The following is a 25,734-nucleotide window of genomic DNA, read 5'->3' as shown; positions in this document are numbered from 1 at the left end:
TCGGCGTACCGCAAAATCGTGTGGTCCTGGCGCCCGGGGTCTGTGCGCCAAGTCTTGTGGTGATGTGGTTGCCCGACCGGGCCCACGCGTCAGCCATCCGCAAGGCGACGGGGGCAATAGTGCATCGCTCCCCGGGGAGAGCACGACATAAGCCGTAAAGCCACTGCGCAGCGAAGGCCGGATGTTTGGCTTCACCTGTATGCCGCTGTGCAAATTCTTCGTTGCCACCTTTCGCACAGTGGACCGTGGGTGCCCGGCCGGCACCCGGTCTTCCCTGCGCCCTCTTTCAATTGAGGCTGAGCGAGAAGCAAAGCTCGGGCGAGAAATGCCGCGAGGATGCGGAAGCGTGTCTGCAAGCGAAATGCGAATTGAAGAACGGCGCTGCCCACCACACACTCCGTCATTGCGAGAGCAGCGAAGCAATCCAGGAAGGCATCCGCGGAAAGATTCTGGATTGCTTCGCTGCGCTCACGGTGTTGAGGCAGGTGCGCGCCAAAGCTCCGCTCTCGGGCCCGGCTCTGCGCCGCATCGCTTGCGCGCCGCGCTGTGTCCGGGACACGAGAGCAGCTTCGCGCAACCGTCACAGTCTCTAACGCCCACTAACCAACACCTGACTTAAAACTGTCATAATCGCTGAATGGAACCCGCGCCTGCGCGCTTTTTACACGTCGTTAAGCGCGCCTGCATTGGATGCGGCGGGAAAGTGCGTTGGGGACTGCAATGACTGCCGCGAAGAAGATGCCGGGAAAACCGGCCGCCGAAATGTTCGACGACATCCCGGTGCTTCAGCGCAAATGGCGTGCGGCGTTGAAGCCGGGCGAGCGGTTGCCGCGTTACGAGGACGTCATGCTCGGCAGTCTCGGACGGCTCGCCGACCACATCGCGCTCTTGAAGAACGATGGCGTGCTCGAACTGTCGCGCAGCGGACGCTACGTGCAGAAATGGCTCGGCGAGGAGCGCTGGGACATTCCCCTAGCCGAGCTGTCGCCCGATTGCGCCACGGCGCTGTCGGAAGCGGCGGCGAGCGCGCTGGCGGCCGGACGGCCGCACCGGGCGAGCGCGCATTGCGTGCGCGACGGCATGGTCAGGACCTACGACGTGCTGGCGCTGCCGACGTCCTCGCGCTGGGGCGCGACGCTGATCGGCGCCTATGTCAACGAGCGCGGCGCGCAATACAATCTCCTCGACGCCATCTTTTCCGCGACCGACGACGCCGTGGTCTCGCTGGCGACGCTGCGCGATGCCGCCGGCAAGCCGTTCGACCTTCAGGTCGTGCACCACAACAAGAGCGCGGGTGAGCTGCTGAAGGTTGCAGGCGCAAGCCTGTTGTGGCGGCGGATCGGCGAAGGCGGCACGCTGCTGGCTTTCCCCGAGGTGATGGAATTCCTGCTCAAGGCCGTCTCGGGCAGCCGCTGCGAGCAGCTCGAGCTGGAGAGCGAGGGACGCTACCTCAGGCTCAGCGCCACGGCCTTTGCCGACGTGGTCTCGCTGACCATCTCCGATGTCACCGTCCTGAAGCGGCGCGATGCCTCGTTCCGCCTCCTGTTCGACAACAATCCAATGCCGATGTGGGTGTTCGACGCAGAGACCAAGGAGTTCCTCAGCGTCAACGACGCCGCGGTCCAGCATTACGGCTACAGCCGCGCGACCTTCCTGCGCATGAAGCTGCACGAGATATGGCCGGAGGACGAGTGGGACAGCCACGCCGCGGCGCTGGAGCGCCTCGGCGACGCCTACCACTCCTCGCGCAATTGGCGACACTTGCGCGCCGACGGGAGCGAGATCGAGGTGCTCACCTTCGGCCGTCGCGTCGCCTTCGACGAGCGCGACGGCTATCTGGTGGCGGTGGTCGACATCACCGAACGACGGCAAGGCCGAAGCGCGCATCGCCTATATGGCCCATCATGACGGGCTCACCGACCTGCCGAACCGCGAGCACTTCCAGGAGCGCCTGAAGCAGGCGCTGGACCAGGCCGCGGGAAAACGGGTCGGCGTGCTCTACATCGACCTCGACCTGTTCAAGAACATCAACGATTCCTTCGGTCATCCGGTGGGCGATCGCCTGTTGAAGCAGGTCGCAGAGCGCCTGACCATAGCGGTCCGCGGCACCAATCTCGCCGCGCGGCTCGGCGGCGATGAGTTCGCCGTCATCTTGGCTGCCGACGTCTCGCCGAACGAGGCCAGCGCCTGTGCCTCCCTGCTGATCGACATGCTCAAGGCGCCTTACGACGTCGACGGACAGGAGATGGTGATCGGCGCCAGCGTCGGCATCGCGCTGTCGCCGGGCGATGGCACCACGCCGGAAGAGTTGATGCGCAATGCCGACATGGCGCTGTACCGGGCCAAGGCCGACGGCGGCGGCGTGCACCACTTCTTCGAGCGTGAGATGGACCTCCAGGCGCAGAGGCGCCGCGACATGGAGCTGGATCTGCGCCGGGCATTCGCCAACGGCGAGTTCGAGCTGCACTATCAACCGCTGGTGTCGATCGCCTCCGACCGCATCTCCGGCTTCGAGTCGCTGCTGCGCTGGCGTCATCCGGACAAGGGCATGATCTCGCCCGCGGAGTTCATCCCCGTCGCCGAAGACATCGGCCTGATCACCCAGCTCGGCGAATGGGTGCTGCGCGAAGCCTGCACCGAGGCGGTGAAATGGCCCGTCGACGTCAAGGTCGCCGTTAACCTGTCGCCGGCACAATTCCGCAGCCGCAACCTGGTCCAGGTCGTGATCTCGGCCCTAGCGCAGTCCGGCCTGTCGCCGAAGCGGCTCGAGCTCGAGATCACTGAGTCGATTTTCCTGGCCGAGACCGACGCCAATGTCGCCACCTTGCACCAGTTGCGCGAGCTCGGCGTCGGCATTTCCATGGACGATTTCGGCACCGGCTATTCCAGCCTGAGCTATCTCCGCAGCTTTCCCTTCGACAAGATCAAGATCGACCGCTCCTTCGTCAAGGATCTGGCTGAGCGGCCCGACTGCGGTGCGATCGTGCGCGCGATCTCGGGTTTGGGGCGCAGCCTCAACATCACCACGACCGCGGAAGGCGTCGAGACTGAGGATCAGCTCGACTGGCTGCGCGCGGAAGGCTGCAACGAGGTGCAGGGATTTCTGTTCAGCGCCGCGCGGCCGGCGGCCGAGATCGGAAAGCTCCTCGCCGATTTCGGCCAGCGCACCTCACGGGCGGCGTAATGCGGGCGGATAGCAATCGTAGACCAGCGCCTTGAACGCGGGGGTGATGCGGCCGCGCTCGTTCTGGGTCTGCTGCATCATGACGTAGACCATGTCGAGCTTGGGATCGACGCCGAAATAGGTGCCGCTCCCCGAGTCCCATTTCAATTCGCCGAGCGAGCCCGGCGGCGGCGGTTTTGCATTGCCGGGATCGGTGCGCACCGCAAGGCCGTAGCCGTAGCCGAAGCCGTCGCCTGGAAAATAGAAATAGTCGCGTCCGACGCCGGAGCCCGGCCCGATCTGATCGGTCGTCATGGCCTTGAACGCGGCGGGGCTGAGATAGCGTCTGCCATCGAGCTCGCCGCCGTTGAGCAGCATCTGCGAGAAGCGCTGATAGTCGGTGATGGTCGAGAGCAGGCCGCCGCCGCCCGACTGCCATTCTGGATGGTCCAGGCGGTCGCGCTCGCCGGCGAGCAGGATTGAGTCGCTCGGCAGCGGCCGCGCCATCCGCGCCAGCTCGTCCTCGGTCGCGAGCGTAAATTTGGTGCTGTTCATGCCGAGCGGATCGAAGACGCGTGCTTTCAGGAAGTCGTACAGCGTCTGGCCCGAGATGATCTCGATGACGCTGCCGAGCACGTCGGTGGAATGGCCGTAGCGCCACAGCGTTCCGGGCTGCCGCGCCAGCGGCAGCTTGGCGATGCGATCGGCGAATTCCCTGTTGTCGAAATGGCCCGCGAAAATGTTGGCCATCTTGTAGGCGTGCTCGACCCATTCGCTGCCGATGTAATCGTAGCTGATGCCCGAAGTATGCCGCAGCAGATCCTCGATGTTGACGGGGCGGTCCGGTGGGTCGAGGTCCAGCTCGACCGTGCCGCCGGGCAGGGTCACCTCGCGGCCCACCTTGGTCTCGGCGAACAGCGGGACGTATTTCGACACGGGGTCGGTCAGCGCAAGCTTGCCGTCGTCGATCAGCATCATCGCGCCAAGGCACGTGATCGGCTTGGTCATGGAGTGGATGGCAAAGATCGTGTCCGGCGTCATCGCGACGCCGCTCCTGGTGTCGCGCACACCGAAGCACTTCAGGTAGACCGGCTTGCCGTGCTGCTGAACGAGGATCACCGCGCCCGGCAGCCGGCCGCTTGCCACCTCATTGTCGAAGTACGCCGTGATGCGGTCAAGGCCGTCGGGCGAGGGGGCGGGGATGTCCGCGGCCCGGCTTCGCGCCATCGTGCCGGCGAGCATCGCGGCCCCGACCAGAAATTCACGGCGTCTCATCCGCACCTTCCTCCCTCGGCGGGATCAAAGCCGCAAGAGGCTCGATGCGTCAACACAACATCGATTAAAATCGCGTCACGACGTCCGAAAGTGACGGGCGCGGACGGTCCTCGTTCGGCTTGGTCGGCGTGCCGATATGAATGAAGCCGGCGAGCTTCTCATCCGGCTTGAGGCCGAGGCCGTCGAGCACGTCGCGGTCGAAAGAGAACCAGCCGGTCAGCCAGCAGGCGCCGTAGCCGAGTGCGGTGGCGGCGGTGACGATGTTCATGGCGCTGGCGCCCGCCGACAATTCCTGCTCGAACGCCGGCACCTTCGGATGCGGCTTGGTGAAGCTGACGATGCCGATCACCAATGGCGCGTCCATCAGGCGCTTGCGCTCGGTCTCGACGTCGGCCGCCGGCGCGCCCGGATTCTTCCTGGCGAAGACCCGCGCGATCACCTCGCCGGCACGTAGCCGGGCCTCGCCCTCGAAGATGATGAAGCGCCAGGGCGCGAGCTTGCCGTGATCCGGCACGCGCGCCCCAATGGTGAGGATGGTCTCGAGCTCGGCCGCCGACGGGCCGGGCCCCGTCATCTCGCGCGGCTTGACCGAGCGGCGGGTCTTCAGGAGTTCGATGGCATCGGGCACTGCGATATCCTCTTCAAATGGTCGGCGGGCGTGCCATGCCGAGATAAGCATGCACGCCCGCAACCGGAAGCGAATTTAGATCGATTTCAGGGCTCAGACGGCGCCGCGCGCCCGCTTCACGTCCGGCGGCGTCGCCTCGTCGACCAGGGCGGCGATCGCCTCGGCCGTGGTCATCACTTTCTGGCCGTCGCTGCCGAGCCGGCGGACCGAGACGGAGTGCGTCTCGGCCTCTTTCTTGCCGACCACGAGCAGGGCCGGGATCTTGGCCAGCGAGTGCTCACGGACCTTGTAGTTGATCTTTTCGTTGCGCAGGTCGATCTCGACCCGAAGCCCGGCGCGGCGCGCCTGCTCAAGCACCACCTTGGCGTATTCGTCGCCTTCCGAGGTGATGGTCGTGACCAGCGCCTGCACCGGCGCGAGCCAGAGCGGGAAATTGCCGGCATAGTGTTCGATCAGGATGCCGATATAGCGCTCCATCGAGCCGCAGATCGCGCGGTGCACCATCACCGGCGGTTTCTTGCCGCCGTCATGGTCGATGTAGAACGCGCCGAACCGCTCCGGCAGGTTGAAGTCGACCTGTGTGGTGCCGCACTGCCAGTCGCGGCCGATGGCATCGCGCAGAACGTATTCGAACTTCGGCCCATAGAACGCGCCTTCGCCCGGATTGATCTCGGTCTTGATGTGATTGTTCTGCGACTGGATCTCGCGCAGCACCGTCGCCATCACGCGCTCGGCGTGATCCCACATCGCATCGGTGCCGACGCGTTTCTCCGGCCGGGTCGAGAGCTTCACCGTGAGGTCGCCGGTGAAGCCGAAATCGGCATAGGTCGACAGGATCAGATCGTTGATCTTCAGGCATTCCTCGGCGAGCTGATCCTCGGTGCAGAAGATGTGCGCGTCGTCCTGGGTGAAGCCGCGCACGCGCATCAGGCCGTGCATGGCGCCGGAGGGCTCGTAGCGGTGCACCACGCCGAACTCGGCGAGGCGCAAGGGCAGGTCGCGGTAGCTCTTCAGGCCGTGCTTGAAGATCTGGACGTGACCGGGGCAGTTCATCGGCTTGAGCGCGAACCAGCGCTTGTCCTCGGCCTCGTCGCCGGCCGATTGCGCCGCGAACATGTTCTCGCGATACCAGCCCCAATGGCCCGAGGTCTCCCACAGCACCTTGTCGAGGATCTGCGGCGCGTTGACCTCGTTGTAGTCGCCGGAGAGGCGCCGGCGCATATAGGCGATCAGCTGCTGGAAGATGGTCCAGCCCTTCGGATGCCAGAACACGACGCCCGGACCTTCCTCCTGGAAGTGGAAGAGGTCGAGCTCGCGCCCGAGCTTGCGATGGTCGCGCTTCTCGGCTTCCTCGATCTGCTTCAGGTAAGCGTCGAGGTCCTCCTGCTTGGCGAAGGCTGTGCCGTAAATGCGCGTCAGCATCGGGTTGTTGGAATCGCCGCGCCAATAAGCGCCGGCCACCTTCATCAGCTTGAAGGCGCCTCCGACCTTGCCGGTCGAGGTCATGTGCGGACCGCGGCACAGGTCGAACCAGTCGCCCTGGTAGTAGATCTTGATCGGCTCGGTGCCGGGAATGGCGTCGACCAGTTCGACCTTGAAGGCCTCGCCCTTGTCGCGGAACACCTGCTTGGTCTTTTCGCGGTCCCAGACTTCCTTGGTGAAAGGCTTGTCGCGCGCGATGATCTCGCGCATCTTCTTCTCGATCGCGGCAAAGTCTTCCGGCGTGAACGGCTCGTTGCGGAAGAAGTCGTAATAGAAGCCGTTCTCGATCACGGGGCCGATCGTGACCTGGGTTCCCGGCCACAGCGTCTGCACCGCTTCCGCCAGCACGTGTGCGCAGTCGTGCCGGATCAATTCGAGCGCGCGCGGGTCGTCGCGATTGACGAGCTCGATTCCAGCGTCGGCCTCGATCGGATCGTTGAGATCGGCAAGCGTGCCGTCGAGCGCCATGGCGACCGTGCGCTTGGCCAGCGACGGCGAGATGCCCTTGGCGATATCGAGGCCGGTGATGCCCTTGTCGAACTGGCGCTTGGCGCCGTCGGGGAAGGTGAGGGTGACTTTGGCAGCGGGGGTCACGGGCTTCAAATTGGAGAGGCTGTACTGGAAGCCGGACTCGGATTTGGGCTGGTCGGACATTGCTTTTCTCCTGGGGCTCACTCCTGCGAACGAGCGCAGGTAAGCGGGAACGAGCGATATATCAGGCGATTCGGCCTGCGCAATCCGGCATTTCCAAGAAAGTGGCGCGCAAAACCGGGGGCGGAGCCCGCAACTATTTGACGTTGTACCCTTTAACCGGTCGCAGGCCGCCGCTACATGCGTTTGCATGAAAAGCGCCCCAGCCGCCGGCCGTTTCGCGCCAACCGCCCTGATGCTCGGCAATCTCGTGACCGGCTGCTCGGTCTTGGCACCGGCGGGCATGCTGCCGGAATTGTCGGCAGGGCTTGGGATCAGCATCCACGCGGCCGGGCTCCTGATCACCTTCGGCGCGGTGACGCTGTGCGTCGGCTCGCCGCTGACGGCGTGGCTGACCAGCCGCATCGAACGGCGGATCCTGCTCGCCACGACGCTGGCGGTGCTCGCACTCGGCAATCTCGCCTCCGCGTTTGCGCCCGATTACACCAGCCTGCTGATCATTCGGCTCGCGATGCTCGCAGTCGGCTCGCTCTATACGCCGCAGGCGGCCGGCACGGCTGCGCTGATCGTGCCGGCGGAACGGCGCGGCAGCACAATTGCGTACCTCTTCCTCGGCTGGTCGCTCGCAGCCGCCGTCGGCCTGCCGCTCATCACCTTTATCGCCAGCCGCTACGGCTGGCGCGCGGCCTATGGCGGGGTCGGCGCGCTCGGCTGCGTCAGCTTGCTGCTGTTGCTGCTGCGTCTGCCGGCGGGCCTGCAGGGCGCACCGGTCGATCTGAAGACATGGGCCGCCGTCGGCCGAAGCAGGACGATCCTGCTGCTGCTTGCGATCACGATGCTGCAAATGTCGGGGCAGTTCGTCATATTCACCTATATGGCGCCGCTGCTCAACAAGCTCACTGGCGCCGGTCCCGATGCGATCGGCTTGGTCTTCGCGCTGTACGGGATCTGCGGCTTCCTCGGCGTCGTCGTCGCCACCCGCATCGTCGACACTGCGGGGCCCTATCGCACCTCGTTGCTGTTCACCTGCCTGCTGCTTGCCGGGATGAGCGGGTGGGCGCTCGGCGCCGGCTCGCTCGTCATGATGGCGGGCGCGGTGACGATCTGGGGCCTTGGCTTCGCCTCGACCAACTCGATGCAGCAGGTGCGGCTGGTCGCGGCTGCGCCGCCGCTGGCATCGGCCACCGTCGCGCTCAACACGTCGGTTCTCTATATCGGCCAGGCGGTCGGCTCCGCCGTCGGCGGGCTGCTGTTTGCCCGCGAACTTCTGCACGCGCTCGGCTTCGTCGCGGTCGGTTTCGTCGTGCTGGCACTGATCCTGGTGGTCGTGACCCGGCCCCGGCGGGCGGCTGCCGCCACCGCCTGAACGCAGCAGGTCGTGCGCGCAAGGCGCTTGGCAAACCTCGCGCGGGAGCGGTAGAAGGCCGGCGTGGGGATCAAAGAGAGTTGACTGAGATGAGGATGATTCTGGCGGTTGCCGCGGTGCTCTATTCAGCCTCCGCATTTGCGCAGACCGAGAAGCCACCCATGGTGGGGGACAAGCCGCTGGTGCAGGTCAAGCCGAAAGGCGCCAAGGAGGCTGTCGCCGCTCCAAAGGGCAAGCCGCAATCGATCGCGATCCGCCTCCAGGCCTGCCTCGAAATCGACGACGGCACCAAGGATCGCCTCAACTGCTACGACGCGGTGATCCCGCCGGCGCCGAAGCCGAAGCCGGCCAAGGCCAAGGGCTATGCCGACTGCCGCTTCTTCAAGGAAGAGGACGAGCGGCTGGCCTGCTTCAACGGCTTTGCCGAGAGCATTCCGAAGCTGCCCAGGAACTGATATTGGGAACTGATATCTAGACCTGATATCGGCCGGGCTAGGGATTTGTGGAGGCGACGCGCGTCAGCGCGAGCGACGGCGTCGCCGCCATCTTCACCAGCACGTCCTTGAGCGGATCGCGCGTCCAAGCGCGGGTGACATAGTCGCGATGGGTGATGCCCTCGCCGGTCTCCACGAATACCACGCTGCCGGGTCGTAGCGGCCCATCCATGTCCTCGGCGACGCTGATGCCCTTCTGGCGGAGCATGCTCATCAGCTCGCGGTCGCGCCGCGCGGTGTGGCGGGTGTAGGCGCTGACGAAGAAGCCGGAACGGTGGCTCTCGATCCAGGACGCGAATTTGTCCATCTCGCCATAGACGGCATCGAGCAGCACCACGCCGCGCACGCGGTCGCTGATGCCGCCGACCTCGAGGCTCCACGCCGTCGGCAGGAAGCCGCCGCTATAGCCGACGATCACGATCGGCATGTTGGCGAAGGCGCGCGCGCTGTTGGGATCGCCGGTGAGGCGCGCAAGATGGTCGGCCGATTCCGCCATGAAGCGCTTGAAGCCACCCGGCTGCCAGAATTTTCCGGCGCTGGAATCGGCGGCGTCGACCGCCATCTGCGGCGCAAGCAGGATCGCATTGGCGCCGGAATCGGTGACCTGTTTCGGCACCATTTGCCGGTCGCGGACGTCGCGCTCGAGCGTTGCGCCATTGCCGTGGAAGAACACCACGATCACGCCCGGCTTGCGCAGGTCGAAATGCTCGGGCACGTGCACCAGCACGCGGCTGTCGCTGTAGGTCTCGTCCTGCCAGTAGACGCGGCCGGAATAGCTGCGGTGGCCGCGGCGGTCGCCTTTGGAAATGTTGAGGAAGGGCGCATCGGAGGCGGGGTTGTTGCCGAAATAGGGAAAGGCCGACGACTTCATGCTGACGAGTGTCGTCAGATCCTCGCGGGCGGGGCGCTTGTACGGGACTTGCGGCTCGAGCGAGGCCACCTTGTAGGGCGCCTGCTCCGGTATTGGTCGCTGGACCGCGCTCTTGGGCGAGAAGTCCGACATCTGCCGTTGTAGGAAGCTTTCACTCGCCGAGGGAAAGCGTTCCTTGAACTGCGGGGCAGGGAAGCGGTCCTCGAAGGTGTCGCCGCTTGCCACGCGCGCGTTCGAGCTCTGCGAATTGGTCTTGGCGACCACCTGGACATTCGCCTGGGAGTTCGCCGCCAGCGCCGCCGGATCCGGCGCCTTGCCGCATTGAACCAGCGTCAGCGACAACGGCACCATGACTGAGATCAGACCGGCCCGGAGCGCACGATCATGCCGACCGGACATTGTCCGATCGGCACGATCATCAGCTCTCAGTTTAGGAGCGGCCCCGGCCATCCACCCATGACCCCAAAGTCACGACCCAAGTCTTACGTCCCAGGTCACACGTCCAAGTCACACGTCCATCGGCAAAGTTGAAACAATTGAGCCGACTGGCGTTTAGGCGACGTTAAGCGTCCGGAGAAACTTCCCCACATCCGGAACGCTCGAAAGGACCATGCAATCGTGTCCTGATTGTGGGGGAGCGGAACGGACAATCCCGGGTGCATCCAGAGACATCGTCCAAGGAAGCGCCTAGGCGGTGGTTTGGTACCTACCTCCGTTGCCTCATTTAACCCTTGTTAACCCTGCTTGAATTGACTGGGCCAAAGTGCACCATGGGCCCATTAGGCGAAGCGCCTGAGATTAAGGACCCCGATGACGGCATCAGATGCGGGTACCCCGCCCTGGACGGACCGGCTGACCGGGAGGGGGGCCGGGGTCTCCGTTCCGGTCGCCACCGCCATCGTCGTCGCCGACATGATCGGGGTCGGCGTCTTCACCAGCCTCGGCTTCCAGGTCAAGGACATCCCGTCCGGCTTCTCGATCCTGCTGCTCTGGACGGTCGGCGGCGTCGTCGCGCTGTGCGGTGTGTTCGCGTACAGCGAGTTGGGCGCGATGTTTCCGCGCTCGAGCGGCGAGTACAATTTCCTCGGCCGCGCCTATCACCCGGCCTTCGGCTTCCTCGCCGGCTGGGTGTCGGCCACGGTCGGCTTCGCGGCGCCGGTCGCGCTCGCCGCGATGGCGTTCGGGGAATATGCCAAGTCGGTCGTACCCGATCTGCCGGCGATTCCGCTCGCCATCGGCGTGGTGTGGCTGGTTTCGCTGGTGCAACTGACCGGCGTCAGGCACTCATCCACGTTCCAGTTGATCTCGACCGTTCTCAAGGTCGTGCTGATCGTCGCCTTCCTGGTCGCCGGCTTCGTCATCGCCGTGCCGCAGCCGATCAGCTTCACGCCGCAGCCCGGCGATATCGCCCATATCGTCAGTGCGCCGTTCGCCATCGGGCTCGTCTTCGTGATGTATTCGTTCTCGGGCTGGAATGCCGCCACCTACATCATCGGCGAGATGAAGACGCCGCAGCGGAACCTGCCGCGTGCGCTGCTCGCGGGCACGCTGATCGTGCTCGTGCTGTATGTCGCGCTGAACGCGGTATTTCTCCATTCGACGCCGGTCAGCGCGCTCGCCGGCCAGCTCGACGTCGCCAGTGTCGCCGGCACCGCCATCTTCGGCAGTCTCGGCGGTCGGATCGTCGGCGCCATGATTTGCTTCGGTCTGATCTCTTCGATCAGTGCGATGATGTGGATCGGCCCGCGCGTGATGATGACGATGGGAGAGGACATTCCCGCCTTGCGCGTTTTCTCCAAGCGGTCGGTGAGCGGCGCGCCGGCCTATGCCATCCTGTTCCAACTGGCCATCGCCAATCTTCTGCTGTTCACGCGCAGCTTCGAGGCGGTGCTCGATTTCATCCAGTTCGCGCTGTTGTTCTGCTCGTTCTTCACGGTCGCCGGCGTCATCAAGCTGCGGATCACCGATCCCGATCTGCCGCGGCCCTATCGCGCCTGGGGATACCCGTTCACGCCGCTCGTGTTTCTGCTCGTGACCGCGTTCATGATGTACTACCTTCTGACGGAGCGGCCGCTTCAGTCGCTGTCGGGAATGCTCGTCATGCTCTCCGGCCTTTTGATTTACGCTGTTTTCCGCAGGCGGCCCGTCGTCGCTGCCGCATCACCGCATCGCGAATAGACATGCTCCGCCCCCTGAGAATTGCGGCCGTCGCTTTCGTCCTCCTGGCTGCGGCCGTCTCGTCCGCGCGTGCCGCAGACGTCACCTTCGATGACACGGCGCGCTTCCTTGCGGGCATGCAGCCTTCGGCGGACTCGCCGCTGGTGCCGCTCACCAGGGACCCGGCCTGGCAGCGTCACGCCAAATTCTTGGACGGCGCCTTCGCTCAGCTCGAGCAGCGTCAGCTCTCGAAGATCCGCAGCTGGGCCGACCTCAATCTGGCCGCGCCCCGACCGACCATGTTCTATTTGTTCAGCGGCCCCGATTTCCTCTACGCCAACGCCTTCCATTCCAAGGCCAGCACCTACGTGCTCGGCGCGCTGGAGCCGGTCGGCGCGGTGCCCGATTTGACGCGGCTGCCGCGCGGTTCGGTCGGCGCTGCGCTCTATAACGTCGAACGCGCGCTTGGCTCGATCCTGAGCTTCTCGTTCTTCATCACCAAGCAGATGAAGGTCGACCTGAGCGCCAACCAGGTCAACGGCACCCTGCCGATCCTCTATGTCTTCCTCGCCCGCTCCGGCAAGACCATCCGCAACGTCGAGATGGTCGCGCTCGACGACAAGGGCGGGCTACATGTCGGTGGCGACAATCCCGGACGGAACGTGACGCGCGGCGTCCGCATCAGCTTTGCCGGCAGCGACGGGGAAGCGCGTACGCTGTATTATTTCGCAACCGACCTCTCAAATTCCGGCGCACGTGCCACGGGCTTCCTGAAATTCTGCGAGACGCTCGGGCCCGGCAACAGCCTGCTCAAGAGTGCGTCCTACCTGTTGCACTCCGGCAATTTCACCGTCGCACGCGACTGGTTGCTCGCCAACAGCGCCACCATCATCCAGGACGATTCCGGCATTCCGCTTGCGAACTACAATGCGCGGCAATGGCGGTTCTTCCCGTTCGGCCGCTATCTCGGCCCCATCGACGAATTCCCCGGCCGCTACCAGGAGCGCTACGCCGAGCTGTTCACGCGCGCCCAGCCGATCGATTTCGGCGTGGGCTATCGCTGGCGCATGCGTGAATCGAATTTGCTGCTGGCGGTGAAGGTGCCGGGCAGCGAGGCCGCACCGGCTGCAGAGACCACTTCGGCCGCCGAGCCGGCGCCAAAGCCGCCGCGCCCGAAGCGGCTACGACCGCCGGAGTCGATCCCTCCGTCACAGGGACGGTTCTACTGGTTCCGGTGACTACCAATGCACGCTCTGGCTCGGCACGATGAACGTCGTCGTGCTCGGCTGTGTTGCAAGGCTCCTCTCAAGATACCAGCCTGAGCCGAGGACGAGCGCAAGCAAAGCGATGATGGCGAGCAGGTCGATGGTTCTTGGATCGTGTGCCCTGTGATCGAGATTCGGACCGGGCTTGATGTGAAAATGCGGGCTGATTTTCCAGCGCATTGTTGTTTCCTCCCGTGGGGAGCATCAAAACAACGCGGGCGGAAAGTCTAAGGTTCCGGTCAGGGCGGCGCTGTTCAGAGCACCGCAGGTCAGGACGCGTTAACTCCGCGCCAGCGGCCATAGCGCCATGGGAGATACCAGCGTGCGCCTTTGGGCGCCGTGAGAGGCACGTTGTCGATGCCGGACGTGCCGAAGGGATGGCAACGGAGCAGGCGCGCGAGCGTCATCCAGCCGCCGGCCCACAGCCCGAACCGTTCGATTGCCTCATCGCCATAGACGGAGCAGGTCGGCAGGTGCCGGCAATTGTAACCGACCAGAGGTGACAGCGTGTGGCGATACAGCCAGATCAGTGCACGGCCGAATCTGCGCGGCAGCCGGAGCACACCATCGACGGAACTGGAACAATGCTCGCAAGCTGAATGCTTCATGTGCGTTGTGCTGCGAGGTTGAGCGAAGCTTTGCCCGGTTCCGGTGCAGGGAACCATAAGTTGTTGTTTCCACGCCATATTTTGCGTGTTTTTTGGGAGCAGTGCAGCAAGTATCTGTGGACGATCTGTATTCGCCCGGATACCATTTTTATGACGGTCGTGTGTAGAAACATACGCCTGTATGATGGACTCAGGTAGCGCCACCGGGGATTGTTTGGGGACCTTGGGGCTTTGGGGCTTGGGGAAGGAACCAGATTGAGACTTCTGAACTCCCTTAAACTTCGCGGCTGGTTGCTGGTGGGAACCGCCGTCTGCGGAGTCGCGCTGGCTGGCGCCGTCGCAACATTCGGATCGTCGGCTCGCGCCGGCGCTGCCCTCGAAGAGCGCAAGCTGCCGATGAAGTTCAGCTGGGTCGCCTGCGAACCGAATTGCCGCGGCTGGATCAGCGCGGTCGGCATCATCACCGCCGATACGCCCAAAGAATTCGAAGAGTTTTCGCGCGGCCGCCAGCTCGGCGGCGCCACCGTAGTGCTCGATTCCAGCGGCGGCTCCGTCAATGACGCGATCACGCTCGGCCGGCGCTTCCGCAATCTCGGGCTTTTGACCACGGTCGGCGTGAGCCTCCGCGGCGGGCCGTCGACACGACCGGCCGTCGCGCCGGAAGCGTATTGCGAATCCATGTGCGCGTTCCTGCTGCTGGCCGGCAAGAAGCGTTACGTGCCGAAAGCCGCTCATGTCCGGGTTCACCAGATCTGGATGGGCGACCGCGCCGATGATGCCAAGGCGGCGAGTTATAGCGCGCAGGACCTGATGATCGTGGAGCGCGACATCGGCCGCCTCGCCAAATACACCTTCGATATGGGTGGCGCCGGGGATCTGTTGTCGCTTGCGCTCAGCGTCCCGCCTTGGGAGGACCTGCACGAACTCGATGCCGGCGAGCTCAAGCTCACCAATCTGGTTACGACCGATCTCGTGGCTGACGTGCTCCCGCACGTGGATATCTCGGCGCCGGCAATGGCGGAGCTTGCACCGAAGACGCAGGCGAGGTTCGGCGCGGAACCGGAGCAGGCTTCCAAGTCGACCAAGACGGCGGAAGCCCTAGTGCCGACCGGTAGTGTTGCCACACCGGCTGCTGCGGCGGCGCCGAAGTAAGCTCTTAAATCTCGGCAGTCATCCCGGGGCGCGCGTCAGCGCGAACCTTGGTGAGCAAGTACGTACCTGGGGTGCGCAAGTTCGCCCCGGAATGACGGAGAGGGGGTCAGCCTTGCGCTGCGGCCGGCTGCTTGGTTCTGGCCTCGATCTGGCCGATGGCATCAACCACGGCATCGAAGGTGAGAAGCGTCGAGGCATGGCGCGCCTTGTAGTCGCGGACCGGCTCGAGGAACTTGATCTCCTCCCATTTTCCTTGAGGAGGCGCACCATTCTCCTTCAGCATCTTGCGAACGGTTTCGCGTAACTCACGGAGTTCGCTCGCAGTCGAGCCGACCACGTGACTTGCCATGATGGATGAAGAGGCCTGGCCCAAGGCGCAGGCCTTCACGTCATGGGCGAAGTCGGTGACGGTATCCCCGTTCATCTTGAGATCGACCTTCACGGTCGAGCCGCACAGCTTGGAATGGGCGGTGGCGGAGGCATCGGGGTCCGCCAACCGTCCGAGCCGCGGAATATTCCCGGCCAGCTCGATGATCCGCTTGTTGTAAATGTCGTTCAGCATTTGATGGAGTCCAACGCGTCCACACCCGCTTCCAGGCCGGATCGGCCTTGGCGGGCGCCGCCCACGGTCCTATATAGGGGCGGAACTGGTGGAAAAACAGTCCAGCGGAGCGGTGGCGGTGATCCAGATCTGCGCTGCCGGCGTTGTGACCTTGGGACTTTTGCACCGAAACTGTTCTGTTCAGGCGTCCGGCGGCTTGGCCGCCCCGTCTGCCGGTGACACTCCGGCCGTTAGGCCGTCGAACGGAGAAGATATGGACGCTGCAATCAAATCCATCCGCCCGGGCAAGCCCTCCGACCGGCAGCCCGAGAGCCGCCCGGCCGAGCTTGATCCTGCCGAATTCCTCGCGGCCGCCGTCCGCGCCGACCAGCCGCGCCCCGCGCGCGCCGAGGCGGAAGCGGCGGTGAAGACGCTGCTCGCCTATATCGGCGAGAATACCGAGCGCGAGGGCCTGCTCGACACGCCGCGCCGCGTCGTCGAGGCTTTCGACGAGCTCTATCAGGGCTACCACCAGTGCCCGGCCGAGGTGCTCGACCGCACCTTCGGCGAGACGGCGGGCTATGACGATTTCGTCCTGGTGCGCGACATCGAGTTCACCTCGCAATGCGAGCACCACATGATGCCGTTCTACGGCAAGGCGCACATCGCCTATACGCCGGTGGAGCGCGTCGTCGGCCTGTCCAAGCTCGCCCGCCTGACCGACATTTTCGCCCGCCGGCTCCAGACCCAGGAGCACCTGACCGCGCAGATCGCCGCCGCGATCGACGAGGTCCTCAAGCCTCGCGGCGTTGCCGTGCTGATCGAGGCCGAGCATACCTGCATGTCGGTGCGCGGCGTCGCCAAGCATGGCGCCTCTACTTTCACCAGCCGCTTCACCGGCATGTTCCGCGACAATCCGGCGGAGCAGGCCCGTTTCCTGTCCCTGGTGCGAGGCACGACGCGCTGACCTCGCGACAAACCGGCGAGAGTTGCTGTGTCCGCTCATTCCCATGAGATCGAGGAGGGCCTCGCCTTCCTGCCCAGATTTGATGCCGCTGGCCTCGTGACGGTCGTCGCCACCGACGTCGCCACCGGCGACGTGCTGATGGTCGCGCACATGAACGAGGAGGCGCTGCGCAAGACCATTGCGACCGGCGAAGCCTGGTATTTCAGCCGCTCGCGCAATGCGTTGTGGCGAAAAGGTGAGACGTCGGGTCAGACCCAGCGCGTGGTCGAGATGCGCACCGATTGCGATCAGGATGCGGTCTGGATCCGCATCGAGCAGATCGGCGCGGCCTGCCATACCGGCCGGCGGTCGTGCTTCTACCGCAAGGTCGAGGCCGAGGGCGGGGGAGCGAGATTGGTCTTCACTGAGGCGGACCGGCTGTTCGATCCGAACGACGTTTACAGGAAGTAGCAGCCTGTCATTCCGGGTTCGCGCTGTCGCATGCCCCGGAATGACGCGGAGCGTCAGTTAACCCCGCCTTAACCATACCTGTCCCACGGTGAGACGATGGGCGCCGAATTGCCGGCGTCGCTCAGCGCCGCGCGGGGCGGGCCCTCCACCATGTCGATCGACAGTTTCAGTGCCACGCAGACGGCCGGCCTTGATCCGTCGCGCGCGCGTGTCGCCGGTGCGATCAAGCAGGCCTCGAACGTCACAGGCGTCAGCTTCCAGTACATGCTGACCACGGCCAAGATGGAATCGGACTTCAATCCGACGGCCGCCGCCACCACCTCGTCCGCGCAGGGGCTCTACCAGTTCATCGACCAGACCTGGCTCGGCACGGTGAAGGAAGCGGGTGCCCAACTCGGCTATGGCAGCTACGCCGACGCCATCACCAGGACGTCATCGGGGACCTACACCGTCGACGATCCCGTCAAGAAGCGGTCGATCATGAAGCTGCGCGACGATCCCGAAGCCGCTTCCGCCATGGCCGCAGCGCTGACGCAGTCGAACAGCTTCAAGCTCACCGGCCTGCTCGGGCGCAGGCCGAGCGACAGCGAACTCTACATGGCCCATTTCATGGGCGTCCGCGGCGCGGCGAAATTGATCGCCAATGCCGAGGACAATCCGCAAGCCGTCGGCGCGCGGCTGTTTCCCAACGCGGCGGCCGCCAACCGCCCGATCTTCTACGCCAAGGACGGCCGCGCCCGCAGCGTCTCGGAGGTCTATTCAGTCCTGGACAGCCGCTATGCCAGCGCGGCCAATTCAAAGGTAACCCGCAGCGCGATGGCGATGTATGGCGCCACGCCTTCGACCACGCAGGTCGCGAGTGCCAATGCAGTGGTGCCCACTGCGCCTGTCGTGGACAACGCCGCCTATCTCCAGACCTTCCCGAATGCCCGCACAGTGACGCCCGTCAGCGCGACGTCGTCGACACATGTCGCGGACAATCCGACGGGCACGCCGGTGTTTCGTTCGATCTATCAACCCGGCGATGCCACGCAGCCGGTCTCGACCACGGTGCAGAAACTATGGGGCAACAATGCCTCGCTCACCTCGGTCGCAGCGGCGACGCCGGACGTGCGGCCGCCGCAACCGCTCGATCTCTTCAGTGATCGCAGCGGCACGTTCTCGAGCTAGCCGAGATCTCGTGTCCCGGACGCGCTGCGGCGCAGAGCCAGGACCCATGCAACAAAGCTGCTCTCGATCATCTGGGCCCCGGCTCAGCAGCGCATCACTTGCGTGCTGCGCTACGTCCGGGGCACTCCTGCCAAGCGGCTTGGTTCCCTTAACAAATCATCAACAAAACCAGCCAGTTATGGTGAACGCTTTGTTAAGCGTCGTGGTTTATTTTGTATTGCAGGTGACGAGCCGTCATCATTTTCGTTTGTTGTGTAGCCCGAAGCAGCATGATTGTTCGGCAGTTCATTCATTGGATCAGGACGGCACCCGCGGGCGAGCGGGCCGAGGCAACACGGGCGCTGGCCCGGGCCTGGCTGATCTCGGACCTTTCTGCAGACGATCGCATCGCCGCCGAAGGCGCGCTTCTGATGCTGCTCGACGATGCCTCGCCGCTGGTGCGGCAGGCGATGGCCGAAGCTTTTGCCCGCAGCCTCGATGCGCCGGCCGCAATCGTGCGGGCGCTGTCAGCCGATCAGCCGACGGTCGCGCTGCCGGTGCTCGAACATTCCCCGCTCTTGATCGACGCCGATCTCGTCGACATCGTCGCGACCGGCGGCGAGGAGGTGCAATGCGCAGTCGCCCGCCGCATCGCATTGCCGGTGTCGGTGTGCGCCGCGATCGCCGAAGTCGGCTGCGCGGCTGCCGCGCTGGAGCTGATCGAGAATCCCCATGCCGAGCTCGCCCCGTTCTCCTGGGACCGGATCGTCGAGCGTCACGGTCATCTCGCCGCGATCCGCGAGGCGATGCTGGTGCTGGAGGATCTGCCGGCCGCAACGCGTGCTGCACTGGTGGCAAAGCTCTCCGAGACGCTGGCGCAATTCGTCGTGGCACGGAATTGGCTGAGCGCCGAGCGCGCGGACCGCATCACCATCGAGGCGCGCGATCGCTCCACCATGAACATCGCGGCGCGCTCGCGCGGCGATGACATGCAGGGCCTGGTCCGGCATTTGCGCGTCACCGGCCAGCTGACCGCGGGCCTGATCCTGCGCGCACTACTGTCCGGCAATCTGGGCTTGTTCGATGCGGCACTCGCCGAGCTCGCCGATCTGCCGCTCGCGCGCGTCTCGGCGCTGCTGCACGAGCGCGGCGGCAACAGCGTGCACGCGCTGCTCCGTCGCGCCGGGCTTCCGGAGGCGACATTTGCGGCGTTCCAGGTCGCGCTCGATGCCTGCCACGAGCAGGGCTTCGTCGACAGCGACGACGGCGCGGTGCGGCTGCGCCGGCGCATGGTCGAACGCGTGCTCACCCATTGCGAATCCGATCGCGGCGCCACCGAGCCGCTGATGGTCCTGCTGCGCCGCTTCGCTACCGAGTCCGCGCGCGAAGAGGCACGACTGTTCTGCGACGAGCTCGTCGCGGATGATGTGGTCGATCCGCTCTATGACGATCTGATTGCGGCGTAGTTCGAAGCTCGCGACAAGGCGGGCCGGAAGAGACAGGCTCCGACATTGCGAGCGCAGCGAAGCAATCCAGAATCCCTCCGCGGGGACAGTCTGGATTGCTTCGCTGCGCTCGCAATGACGAGAGATAGTGAAGCCTTATTCCCCCGGCGCGATGCTCGGCGCCAGGATCACCTCGAGATGCTCGGGGCGGTCGCGGTTGACGTGGGCAAGATAATCGTCGGCGACCTTGCGCAGGCGGCGGCTGAGCTCGGCCGAGACGCTGATCCTGTCCAGCCTGGTGTTCTCGTGTACGATGGCGAGAATGGCGTTGATGTGGTGCGTGAACAGCTCGGCCGGCACCTTGTCCAGGTCAGGCGCGTGCTCGATGACGCGGCACAGGCTTTCGGCGATGCCTGCGGCTGAAGGAAAGCCGAATGTCGCCGCATCGCCCTTGATGTCATGCGCGGCGTGAAACAGCTCGTCGCGCAGTTTCTTCGTGAAGCCGTCGTTCTGCACGGCGGTCCAGGCGGCGGACAGTCGCTGGACCTCGATCACCATCCAGTCCTTGAACTCGCCGGAGAGGCGCGCGAGCGCCTGCTCGGCGCGGCCGACCGGGTCGTCCAGGTCTTTTTCCTCGACGCGGCGCAGGACCTTGCGCAGCGGATTGGGCTGCGTGATGACCTGGTGCGTGGCGAAGGCCTTGACCTCGATGTCCTTTGCGCTGTTCTTCGCCATGATGCCTGCCTCGTCTGAAGCGGTTGCGCTAGATGGTGGAGCGGGCCTTGTCGAGCAGCGAGGGCTGCTGCAGCACCTCGTGCTTTTCGCCGACGCGGCGCTCCGGGCCCATATAGGCGGAGTTGGTGTTGCGGCGCCGGTCGGGGCCGAAATAGGTCTTGGTCTTGATGAAGGGGCGGGGATTGGCGACGACGTTGAGGATGCGCTGATAGAGCCCCTTGGCCGAGATCGGCTTGGCCAGAAATTCGGTGACGCCGGCATCGCGCGCGACCGTGACGCGACGTTTCTCCGAATGTCCGGTCAGCATGATGATCGGTGCATAGGGATTGCCCTTGGATTCCGGCTGCCGGATCATCTGCGCGAGCTCGAGCCCGTCGAAGATCGGCATGGCCCAGTCGGTGATGACGATGTCGGGCACGTAATGGCTGTACATTTCGAGCGCCGTGGCGCCGTCCTCGGCCTCATAGACCTCGCGCGCGCCGAACGAATGCAGCAGCGTCCGCAGGATGCGGCGCATGTGCGGATTGTCGTCGCAGACGAGGAAGCGCAGCTTGTTGAAGTCGATACGGAACATGACGCCCGGGCCAAAAGCGGGTCAACCTTCGTTAACCATATCGTGCCGGGAGTTAACGAAGGGTTGCGGCCCGGGGGTGGGGCGGCAGGACGCTCAGTAGCCGAACTGCTCCCGCAGGATACGCTCTTCCAGGCTGTGGCCAGGGTCGAACAGCATCCGCATCGAGATGCTCTTGTCCGAAAGCACTTCGACGCGCCGGACCCTGCGCACCTCCTCGTGGTCGGCGACCGCTGCGACGGGGCGCTTGTCGTCTTCCAGCACCTCGATCACGACATAGGCGGTATTGGGCAGGAGGGCGCCGCGCCAGCGCCGCGGCCGGAAGGCGCTGATTGGCGTCAGCGCCAGCAGGGCGGCGTTGATTGGGAGGATGGGTCCTTGGGCGGAGAGGTTATAGGCCGTCGAGCCTGCCGGCGTCGCGACGATAATGCCATCGGCGATCAGCTCCGGCATGCGTTCGCGCTCGTCGATAAGTATCCGCAAGCGCGCCGCCTGGGAGGTCTGGCGGAACAGGTAGACCTCGTTGATGGCATGGTGCAGGTGAACGCGGTCGTTGACGTCGGTCGCGCGCATCAGGAGCGGATTGATCTCGGATTCATGCGCCGTCTCGAGCCGTTGGCGCAGATCGTGCGTCGAGTACTCGTTCATCAGGAAGCCGACCGTGCCGCGGTGCATGCCGTAGATCGGCTTTCCCGTACGCATATGGTGGTGCAGGGTCTGGAGCATCAGCCCGTCGCCGCCGAGTGCGACGACCACGTCGGCCTCGTCAGGATCGCAATTGCCATAGTCCCTGGTCAGCTGGCCAAAGGCGGCCTGCGCCTCGTTGCTCGGGCTGGCGACGAAGGCGATCCGGTCGTATCGCGCAGGCTTGGTCATGGCTTCTCGGCAGGGCCGCTGGGTCGAGGAAGGTTCCGCCGGGCTCGTCTATACGAGGTAGGCCCGTATTGTCGAGGATGACCGCCCACCAAAGCTAATGGGGACGGTCCAACCGGACTTAAGCACAGAACCGGGCAATTTGAACCCGGCCGGCCGCTTCAGGGCCCGCACCGCCAATGATTCCCCAAACCGTCGTAATTTGGCGCTAGCTTTCTGACTCCCCGGCGGTCACGGCCGGACACGGAGGATGATCATGGTCACGACTTTGCCGGCGCTCCGCCTCGCGGGCCTGGTGTTGGCGGTGTCGGCTTTCGCGTTCGCCGGCCTTGCACACGCAGATGATGCGCCGCAGCCGCGCTCCGAGGCGGCCGCGCCGGCCGGACAGAAGGGTGGGCGCGGCGGTGCCGCGCAAGGCGCGCCGCAGACGTCGTCGTCCGCGGCCGAGCCGCACCGTCTGCCGCCGGATTCGACCACGAAGCAGACGCTCGATCTGCCCGGCCGGACCCTCAACTTCACGGCCACCGCCGGGTCGATCCGCGTGTTCGATGGCAAAGGCGAGCCGTTGGCCGACATCGCCTATACGTCCTACCAGCTCGACAGTGCCGAGCGCGCCACGCGTCCGGTGACGTTCCTGTTCAACGGCGGGCCCGGTGCGTCCTCGGCCTGGCTTCAGTTCGGCGCGGCCGGGCCATGGCGGTTGCCGCTCGATGGCGAGGCCCTGTCGCCGTCGGCCTCGCCCGAGGTGAAGCCGAACGCGGAGACCTGGCTCGACTTCACCGATCTCGTCTTCATCGACCCCGTCAGCACCGGCTACAGCCGCTTCGTGGCGAGCGGCGAGGATGCCCGCAAATCGTTCTACTCCGTCGATGGCGACGCCAACTCGATCGCGCTCGTGATCCGCCGCTGGCTCGAAAAGCACGAGCGGCTGACTTCGCCGAAATACGTCGCCGGCGAAAGCTATGGCGGCATTCGCGGCCCCAAGGTCTTGCGCCAGTTGCAGCTCCAGCACGGCGTCGGCGTCAGGGGCTTGATCCTGGTCTCGCCGCTCTTGGATTTCCGCGAGTTCACCGGCACGAGCCTCCTGCAGTATGTCGCGACGCTGCCGAGCTACGTGGCAGTGGCGCGCGAAGCCAAACGTCCGGTCAAGCGCGCCGACCTCGCCGACGTCGAGGCTTATGCGCGCGGCGAATTCCTGACCGATCTCGTCAGGGGCGAGGCGGACAAGGAGGCAACGACGCGTCTGGCCGACAAGGTCGCCGAACTCACCGGCATCGACCAGGCGGTGAGCCGCCGCCTCGCCGGCCGCTTCGACGTCGGTGAATTCCGCCGCGAGTTCGACCGCAAGAACGGCAAGGTGACCGGACGCTACGATGCCTCGGTGCGCGGCTTCGATCCCTATCCGGATTCGAGCAGCTCGCGCTTCGGCGATCCCTCCGGCGATGCGCTCCAGGCACCGCTGACGAGCGCCGCGGTCGACGTGCTCTCGCGCAAGCTCAACTGGCGGCCCGGCGGCTCATATGAAGTCCTGAACGGTGCTGTCGAAGGGCAATGGGATTTCGGCCGCGGCATCAACCCGCCGCAATCGGTCTCCGATCTGCGCCAGATCCTCGCCACCGATGCGAAGCTGAACGTGCTGGTCACGCACGGCCTGTTCGATCTCGCCACGCCCTATTTCGCAACGAGGCGGGTGCTCGACCAGTTGCCGGCCTTCGTGACGCAGCGCGTGAAGTTCGTGGTCTATCCCGGCGGCCACATGTTCTATTCGCGCGACGGATCGCGGCAGGCGTTCCGAAGCGAGGTCGAGGCGCTCATTCGGGAGTAGGCCGGCGCTTGCGCGGCGGATACCGGCGCGCGATCTCGCGTGCGACGACTTTTTTTGGCTTCACGTTCGCGCCGGCAATCCAGATGTCGCTGACCTTGCCGCGCTTGTCACGGACCCGGCGCACCGGCTCGCCGTGGCTGGAATAGCCGGCAGCCCAGGCGAGCTTGCCGGTGTCGCGGCCGGTCACTTCGATTTCGGCGGCATCCATAAACGGGTTGTTGAACTGCGGGTTGGCGACGAGCACGCGGTTGCCGGCGGGGACGAGATCGGTCGCGCCCCAGATCGTCCACCAGCGCCCGGTCCAGTCGCGCACGCGCCGGTCGGGGGCGCCGCGGGTCTGGAAGACGCGCAGGATCTGCATCGCGCCGTCCATCCAGAACGGCGCCGCGCCGTCGATCGAGTTGCTGAGGATGCTGATTGCAAGCTCGCAAGCGGGAATGGAGCAGGTCCGCGAGATATAGCCCTGGAAGCCGCCGCCATGGCCGAACCAGTCCCAGCCGTCGGTCTTGCCGGCATTGACGCCCAAGCCGTAATAGGCCTCGAAGCTCTGCGGGATGCGCCAATGGTTTCGCGTCATCTCGCGGCGGCTGGCGACCGACAGCACGCTCTTCTTCGCGTTGGGCGCCAGCTGCGCGAAGAAGCGGGCGGTGTCGGCGGCGGTGGCGACGAAGCCTGCGGCAGATGCCATTGCATGGGCGGGATTGTCACCCGGGATCACGCAGCGCTCGCCAAACGGCACTCTTCGCGTGTGGCCGCGCGCGAAGGCTGCGCCCTTGGGAAGCGGTGCGTCCGGCTCGGTCTCGCGCAGGCCGGCCGGCGCAATGATCTCGCGCTTGATCCAGACGGAGTAGGGCTCCTTCGCAACAGCCTCGATCACGAGGCCGAGCAGGCCAAAGCCGTGATTAGAATATTTGAAGCGTGTGCCGGGGTCGATCGCGGTCGGCAGCTTCAATTCTGCAAGCAGCTCCTTGGCATCGAGATAGGGGCGGCTGTCGATGAACTGGCCGGAATCGGCGCCGTCTCGCGTCAGCCCCGCGCTGTGCGACAGCACTTGCGCGATCGTGGTCTCGGCGACGCGCGGATCGAGGCCGCCGACATATCGGCCGACATGGTCGTCGAGCCGGAGCTTGCCCTGCTCGCGCAGCTTCATGATGCCAGCCGAGGTGAAGCTCTTGGAGTGCGAGGCGATGCGGAAGCGATGGCGCGGGGTGAGCTTCTCGCCCGTGTCGAGATTGGCGAGGCCGAACGCATGCTCGGCGACGACCTCGCCGCGATGGGCGAAAGCCACGATGAGGCCCGGCTGCTGGATCGTCGTCAGCTGGTATTCGATCCAGGAGCCGATGTAGTCGATCGCGGATCGCAGCCACGTGTCCATTGCGCTACCGGTTTGCGAGGGAGGTCGGTGCGAAAGGCTAGCCGAGAAAGCAGAACGGGCACAACCTGAAAGGTTGTGCCCGTTTGCGTCGTTCGAAGATGCGATGACTCCAGTCTATGCCTTCAGTAGACGAGCGTCGCGCCGGTCGGCTTGTCGAGCGCTTCGGCCAGCGAGCGATATTCCGAGCTGCCGGTGCCGGCGAGCGAGGCGATCTTGTCGAGGTGGTATTGCGCCTGCTCGCGGTTGCCCTGCTCGAGCTGCCAGAGGCCGTAATATTGCCAGGTGCGGACGTGGTTCGGATCGTCCTTCAGCGCCAGCTCATAATAGGCCTTCGACGACTGGTAGTCGCCGAGCTTGCGATAGGAGTAGCCGATCAGGTTGGCGACGTCCGCGACGTCGTTGCGCTTGAGCGACTTCAGCTGGCCGATCGCGCCCCTGTAATCGTGCTTGTCGTAGATCGCGGCGTAGGCGGTGCGGTAGGCCGCGAGGAATTTGGGGTCGCTGACGGAAGAGCTCTTCTTCTTGCCCTTCTTGGTCGAGGTGTCCGATTTCGGCGGCGACGAAGGGTCGTCGCCGGCGGCGGCATACGCGCTGGACAGCACCGGCGCGGCCGCCAGTGTCATGGCGACGAGTCCCGGCACAACGAGCATTGAGAGTTTGCGCATCTAAGTTCTCCGGTATGGAACGTGGC

Annotated in this window: 22 protein-coding genes and 1 pseudogene; 11 read left to right on the top strand and 12 right to left on the bottom strand. The window is 65.1% G+C overall.

Features of this window, described 5'->3' with window-relative positions:
* The first annotated feature begins 720 nt into the window (after positions 1–720).
* Positions 721–3,184, top strand: a pseudogene (locus I6F17_RS11630) (EAL domain-containing protein).
* Here the strand turns inward: I6F17_RS11630 and I6F17_RS11625 are convergent.
* From I6F17_RS11625 to thrS, 3 genes are all read right to left on the bottom strand, one after another.
* Positions 3,170–4,438, bottom strand: coding sequence for a serine hydrolase domain-containing protein (locus I6F17_RS11625; protein WP_036044023.1), 1,269 nt, complete (start codon positions 4,436–4,438; stop codon positions 3,170–3,172). The pseudogene I6F17_RS11630 and the gene I6F17_RS11625 overlap by 15 nt on opposite strands.
* Before the next feature lie 64 nt (positions 4,439–4,502).
* Positions 4,503–5,066: a nitroreductase gene (locus I6F17_RS11620; protein ID WP_225131750.1), complete on the bottom strand. Its 564-nt coding sequence runs from the start codon at positions 5,064–5,066 to the stop codon at positions 4,503–4,505.
* A gap of 93 nt (positions 5,067–5,159) precedes the next feature.
* Positions 5,160–7,202 carry a threonine--tRNA ligase gene (gene thrS, locus I6F17_RS11615; protein WP_050991985.1) on the bottom strand — a complete coding sequence of 681 codons (2,043 nt, stop codon included), beginning with the start codon at positions 7,200–7,202 and terminating at the stop codon, positions 5,160–5,162.
* A gap of 187 nt (positions 7,203–7,389) precedes the next feature.
* Between thrS and I6F17_RS11610 the strand changes: the two genes are divergently transcribed.
* A complete protein-coding gene (locus tag I6F17_RS11610) occupies positions 7,390–8,565 on the top strand; it encodes an MFS transporter (RefSeq protein ID WP_225131749.1) in 1,176 nt (391 codons plus the stop codon).
* Positions 8,566–8,654: 89 nt separating this feature from the next.
* Positions 8,655–9,020, top strand: a complete 366-nt coding sequence (locus I6F17_RS11605; protein WP_225131748.1) for a hypothetical protein — start codon at positions 8,655–8,657, stop codon at positions 9,018–9,020.
* A 37-nt stretch (positions 9,021–9,057) separates the two neighbouring features.
* Here the strand turns inward: I6F17_RS11605 and I6F17_RS11600 are convergent, their stop codons facing one another.
* A complete protein-coding gene (locus tag I6F17_RS11600) occupies positions 9,058–10,380 on the bottom strand; it encodes an alpha/beta hydrolase (RefSeq protein ID WP_225131747.1) in 1,323 nt (440 codons plus the stop codon).
* 360 nt (positions 10,381–10,740) lie between these two features.
* On the opposite strand from I6F17_RS11600, the gene I6F17_RS11595 reads away from it, so the two are divergent.
* Both I6F17_RS11595 and I6F17_RS11590 read left to right on the top strand, forming a co-directional pair.
* Positions 10,741–12,108, top strand: coding sequence for an amino acid permease (locus tag I6F17_RS11595; RefSeq protein ID WP_036044034.1), 1,368 nt, complete (start codon positions 10,741–10,743; stop codon positions 12,106–12,108).
* Positions 12,109–12,110: 2 nt separating this feature from the next.
* Positions 12,111–13,325 (top strand): hypothetical protein, encoded by a 1,215-nt coding sequence (locus I6F17_RS11590; RefSeq protein ID WP_225131746.1) that lies wholly within the window; start codon positions 12,111–12,113, stop codon positions 13,323–13,325.
* On the opposite strand, the gene I6F17_RS11585 is transcribed toward I6F17_RS11590, so the two are convergent.
* A complete protein-coding gene (locus I6F17_RS11585) occupies positions 13,326–13,532 on the bottom strand; it encodes a hypothetical protein (RefSeq protein WP_225131745.1) in 207 nt (68 codons plus the stop codon). It abuts the gene before it with no gap.
* Positions 13,533–13,621: 89 nt separating this feature from the next.
* On the bottom strand, positions 13,622–13,960 hold the full coding sequence (yidD, locus tag I6F17_RS11580; RefSeq protein WP_036027721.1) for a membrane protein insertion efficiency factor YidD: 339 nt from the start codon (positions 13,958–13,960) through the stop codon (positions 13,622–13,624).
* 255 nt (positions 13,961–14,215) lie between these two features.
* Here yidD and I6F17_RS11575 point away from each other — a divergent pair, with 255 nt between their 5' ends.
* Positions 14,216–15,112 carry a hypothetical protein gene (locus tag I6F17_RS11575; RefSeq protein ID WP_036044036.1) on the top strand — a complete coding sequence of 299 codons (897 nt, stop codon included), beginning with the start codon at positions 14,216–14,218 and terminating at the stop codon, positions 15,110–15,112.
* 106 nt (positions 15,113–15,218) lie between these two features.
* Here the strand turns inward: I6F17_RS11575 and I6F17_RS11570 are convergent, their stop codons facing one another.
* Positions 15,219–15,674 (bottom strand): iron-sulfur cluster assembly scaffold protein, encoded by a 456-nt coding sequence (locus tag I6F17_RS11570; RefSeq protein ID WP_036044037.1) that lies wholly within the window; start codon positions 15,672–15,674, stop codon positions 15,219–15,221.
* Between the two features lie 253 nt (positions 15,675–15,927).
* Between I6F17_RS11570 and folE the strand changes: the two genes are divergently transcribed.
* The 4 genes from folE (at position 15,928) to I6F17_RS11550 (ending at position 19,685) form a co-directional block, all read left to right on the top strand.
* Positions 15,928–16,620, top strand: a complete 693-nt coding sequence (gene folE / locus I6F17_RS11565; protein WP_036010520.1) for a GTP cyclohydrolase I FolE — start codon at positions 15,928–15,930, stop codon at positions 16,618–16,620.
* 27 nt (positions 16,621–16,647) lie between these two features.
* Positions 16,648–17,070 (top strand): phosphoribosyl-AMP cyclohydrolase, encoded by a 423-nt coding sequence (gene hisI / locus I6F17_RS11560; RefSeq protein WP_128264665.1) that lies wholly within the window; start codon positions 16,648–16,650, stop codon positions 17,068–17,070.
* Positions 17,071–17,166: 96 nt separating this feature from the next.
* Positions 17,167–18,240, top strand: coding sequence for a transglycosylase SLT domain-containing protein (locus I6F17_RS11555; RefSeq protein ID WP_225124856.1), 1,074 nt, complete (start codon positions 17,167–17,169; stop codon positions 18,238–18,240).
* Between the two features lie 269 nt (positions 18,241–18,509).
* Entirely contained in the window at positions 18,510–19,685 is a 1,176-nt protein-coding gene (locus I6F17_RS11550; RefSeq protein WP_225128253.1) for a DUF2336 domain-containing protein, read from the top strand.
* A 135-nt stretch (positions 19,686–19,820) separates the two neighbouring features.
* Here the strand turns inward: I6F17_RS11550 and I6F17_RS11545 are convergent, their stop codons facing one another.
* The 3 genes from I6F17_RS11545 to I6F17_RS11535 form a co-directional block, all read right to left on the bottom strand.
* A complete protein-coding gene (locus tag I6F17_RS11545; protein ID WP_225128251.1) occupies positions 19,821–20,399 on the bottom strand; it encodes an Hpt domain-containing protein in 579 nt (192 codons plus the stop codon).
* 28 nt (positions 20,400–20,427) lie between these two features.
* Positions 20,428–20,973 (bottom strand): response regulator, encoded by a 546-nt coding sequence (locus I6F17_RS11540; protein WP_011088265.1) that lies wholly within the window; start codon positions 20,971–20,973, stop codon positions 20,428–20,430.
* 93 nt (positions 20,974–21,066) lie between these two features.
* Complete coding sequence (locus I6F17_RS11535; protein WP_036010536.1) at positions 21,067–21,846, bottom strand: NAD kinase; 780 nt, start codon at positions 21,844–21,846, stop codon at positions 21,067–21,069.
* 253 nt (positions 21,847–22,099) lie between these two features.
* On the opposite strand from I6F17_RS11535, the gene I6F17_RS11530 reads away from it, so the two are divergent.
* The gene (locus I6F17_RS11530) at positions 22,100–23,668 is read left to right on the top strand and encodes a peptidase S10 (protein WP_225128241.1); all 1,569 of its coding nucleotides are present in this window, start codon (positions 22,100–22,102) and stop codon (positions 23,666–23,668) included.
* On the opposite strand, the gene I6F17_RS11525 is transcribed toward I6F17_RS11530, so the two are convergent.
* Positions 23,655–25,043 carry a serine hydrolase domain-containing protein gene (locus tag I6F17_RS11525; protein WP_036044043.1) on the bottom strand — a complete coding sequence of 463 codons (1,389 nt, stop codon included), beginning with the start codon at positions 25,041–25,043 and terminating at the stop codon, positions 23,655–23,657. The two genes, I6F17_RS11530 and I6F17_RS11525, sit on opposite strands and share 14 nt — an antisense overlap.
* A 122-nt stretch (positions 25,044–25,165) precedes the next feature.
* Positions 25,166–25,708 (bottom strand): tetratricopeptide repeat protein, encoded by a 543-nt coding sequence (locus I6F17_RS11520; RefSeq protein ID WP_036044044.1) that lies wholly within the window; start codon positions 25,706–25,708, stop codon positions 25,166–25,168.
* Between the last annotated feature and the right edge of the window lie 26 nt (positions 25,709–25,734).

Origin of the sequence: Bradyrhizobium sp. NBAIM18, assembly GCF_020193825.1 — a bacterium.
Taxonomy (GTDB): Bacteria; Pseudomonadota; Alphaproteobacteria; order Rhizobiales; family Xanthobacteraceae; genus Bradyrhizobium; species Bradyrhizobium yuanmingense.
Note: the sequence above shows the minus strand (reverse complement) of the source record. Positions and strands in the feature narration are given on the sequence as shown.

Excerpts from the sequence above, each read along its gene's own strand:
- I6F17_RS11595 (WP_036044034.1), top strand. The coding sequence starts at position 10,741 with ATGACGGCATCAGATGCGGGTACCCCGCCCTGGACGGACCGGCTGACC.
- I6F17_RS11610 (WP_225131749.1), top strand. The coding sequence starts at position 7,390 with ATGAAAAGCGCCCCAGCCGCCGGCCGTTTCGCGCCAACCGCCCTGATG.
- thrS (WP_050991985.1), bottom strand. The coding sequence starts at position 7,202 with ATGTCCGACCAGCCCAAATCCGAGTCCGGCTTCCAGTACAGCCTCTCC.
- I6F17_RS11605 (WP_225131748.1), top strand. The coding sequence starts at position 8,655 with ATGAGGATGATTCTGGCGGTTGCCGCGGTGCTCTATTCAGCCTCCGCA.
- I6F17_RS11585 (WP_225131745.1), bottom strand. The coding sequence starts at position 13,532 with ATGCGCTGGAAAATCAGCCCGCATTTTCACATCAAGCCCGGTCCGAAT.
- I6F17_RS11590 (WP_225131746.1), top strand. The coding sequence starts at position 12,111 with ATGCTCCGCCCCCTGAGAATTGCGGCCGTCGCTTTCGTCCTCCTGGCT.
- I6F17_RS11545 (WP_225128251.1), bottom strand. The coding sequence starts at position 20,399 with ATGGCGAAGAACAGCGCAAAGGACATCGAGGTCAAGGCCTTCGCCACG.
- I6F17_RS11625 (WP_036044023.1), bottom strand. The coding sequence starts at position 4,438 with ATGAGACGCCGTGAATTTCTGGTCGGGGCCGCGATGCTCGCCGGCACG.
- I6F17_RS11530 (WP_225128241.1), top strand. The coding sequence starts at position 22,100 with ATGGTCACGACTTTGCCGGCGCTCCGCCTCGCGGGCCTGGTGTTGGCG.
- I6F17_RS11525 (WP_036044043.1), bottom strand. The coding sequence starts at position 25,043 with ATGGACACGTGGCTGCGATCCGCGATCGACTACATCGGCTCCTGGATC.
- I6F17_RS11520 (WP_036044044.1), bottom strand. The coding sequence starts at position 25,708 with ATGCGCAAACTCTCAATGCTCGTTGTGCCGGGACTCGTCGCCATGACA.
- I6F17_RS11570 (WP_036044037.1), bottom strand. The coding sequence starts at position 15,674 with ATGCTGAACGACATTTACAACAAGCGGATCATCGAGCTGGCCGGGAAT.
- I6F17_RS11555 (WP_225124856.1), top strand. The coding sequence starts at position 17,167 with ATGGGCGCCGAATTGCCGGCGTCGCTCAGCGCCGCGCGGGGCGGGCCC.
- folE (WP_036010520.1), top strand. The coding sequence starts at position 15,928 with ATGGACGCTGCAATCAAATCCATCCGCCCGGGCAAGCCCTCCGACCGG.
- I6F17_RS11540 (WP_011088265.1), bottom strand. The coding sequence starts at position 20,973 with ATGTTCCGTATCGACTTCAACAAGCTGCGCTTCCTCGTCTGCGACGAC.
- I6F17_RS11550 (WP_225128253.1), top strand. The coding sequence starts at position 18,510 with ATGATTGTTCGGCAGTTCATTCATTGGATCAGGACGGCACCCGCGGGC.
- yidD (WP_036027721.1), bottom strand. The coding sequence starts at position 13,960 with ATGAAGCATTCAGCTTGCGAGCATTGTTCCAGTTCCGTCGATGGTGTG.
- I6F17_RS11600 (WP_225131747.1), bottom strand. The coding sequence starts at position 10,380 with ATGGCCGGGGCCGCTCCTAAACTGAGAGCTGATGATCGTGCCGATCGG.
- I6F17_RS11535 (WP_036010536.1), bottom strand. The coding sequence starts at position 21,846 with ATGACCAAGCCTGCGCGATACGACCGGATCGCCTTCGTCGCCAGCCCG.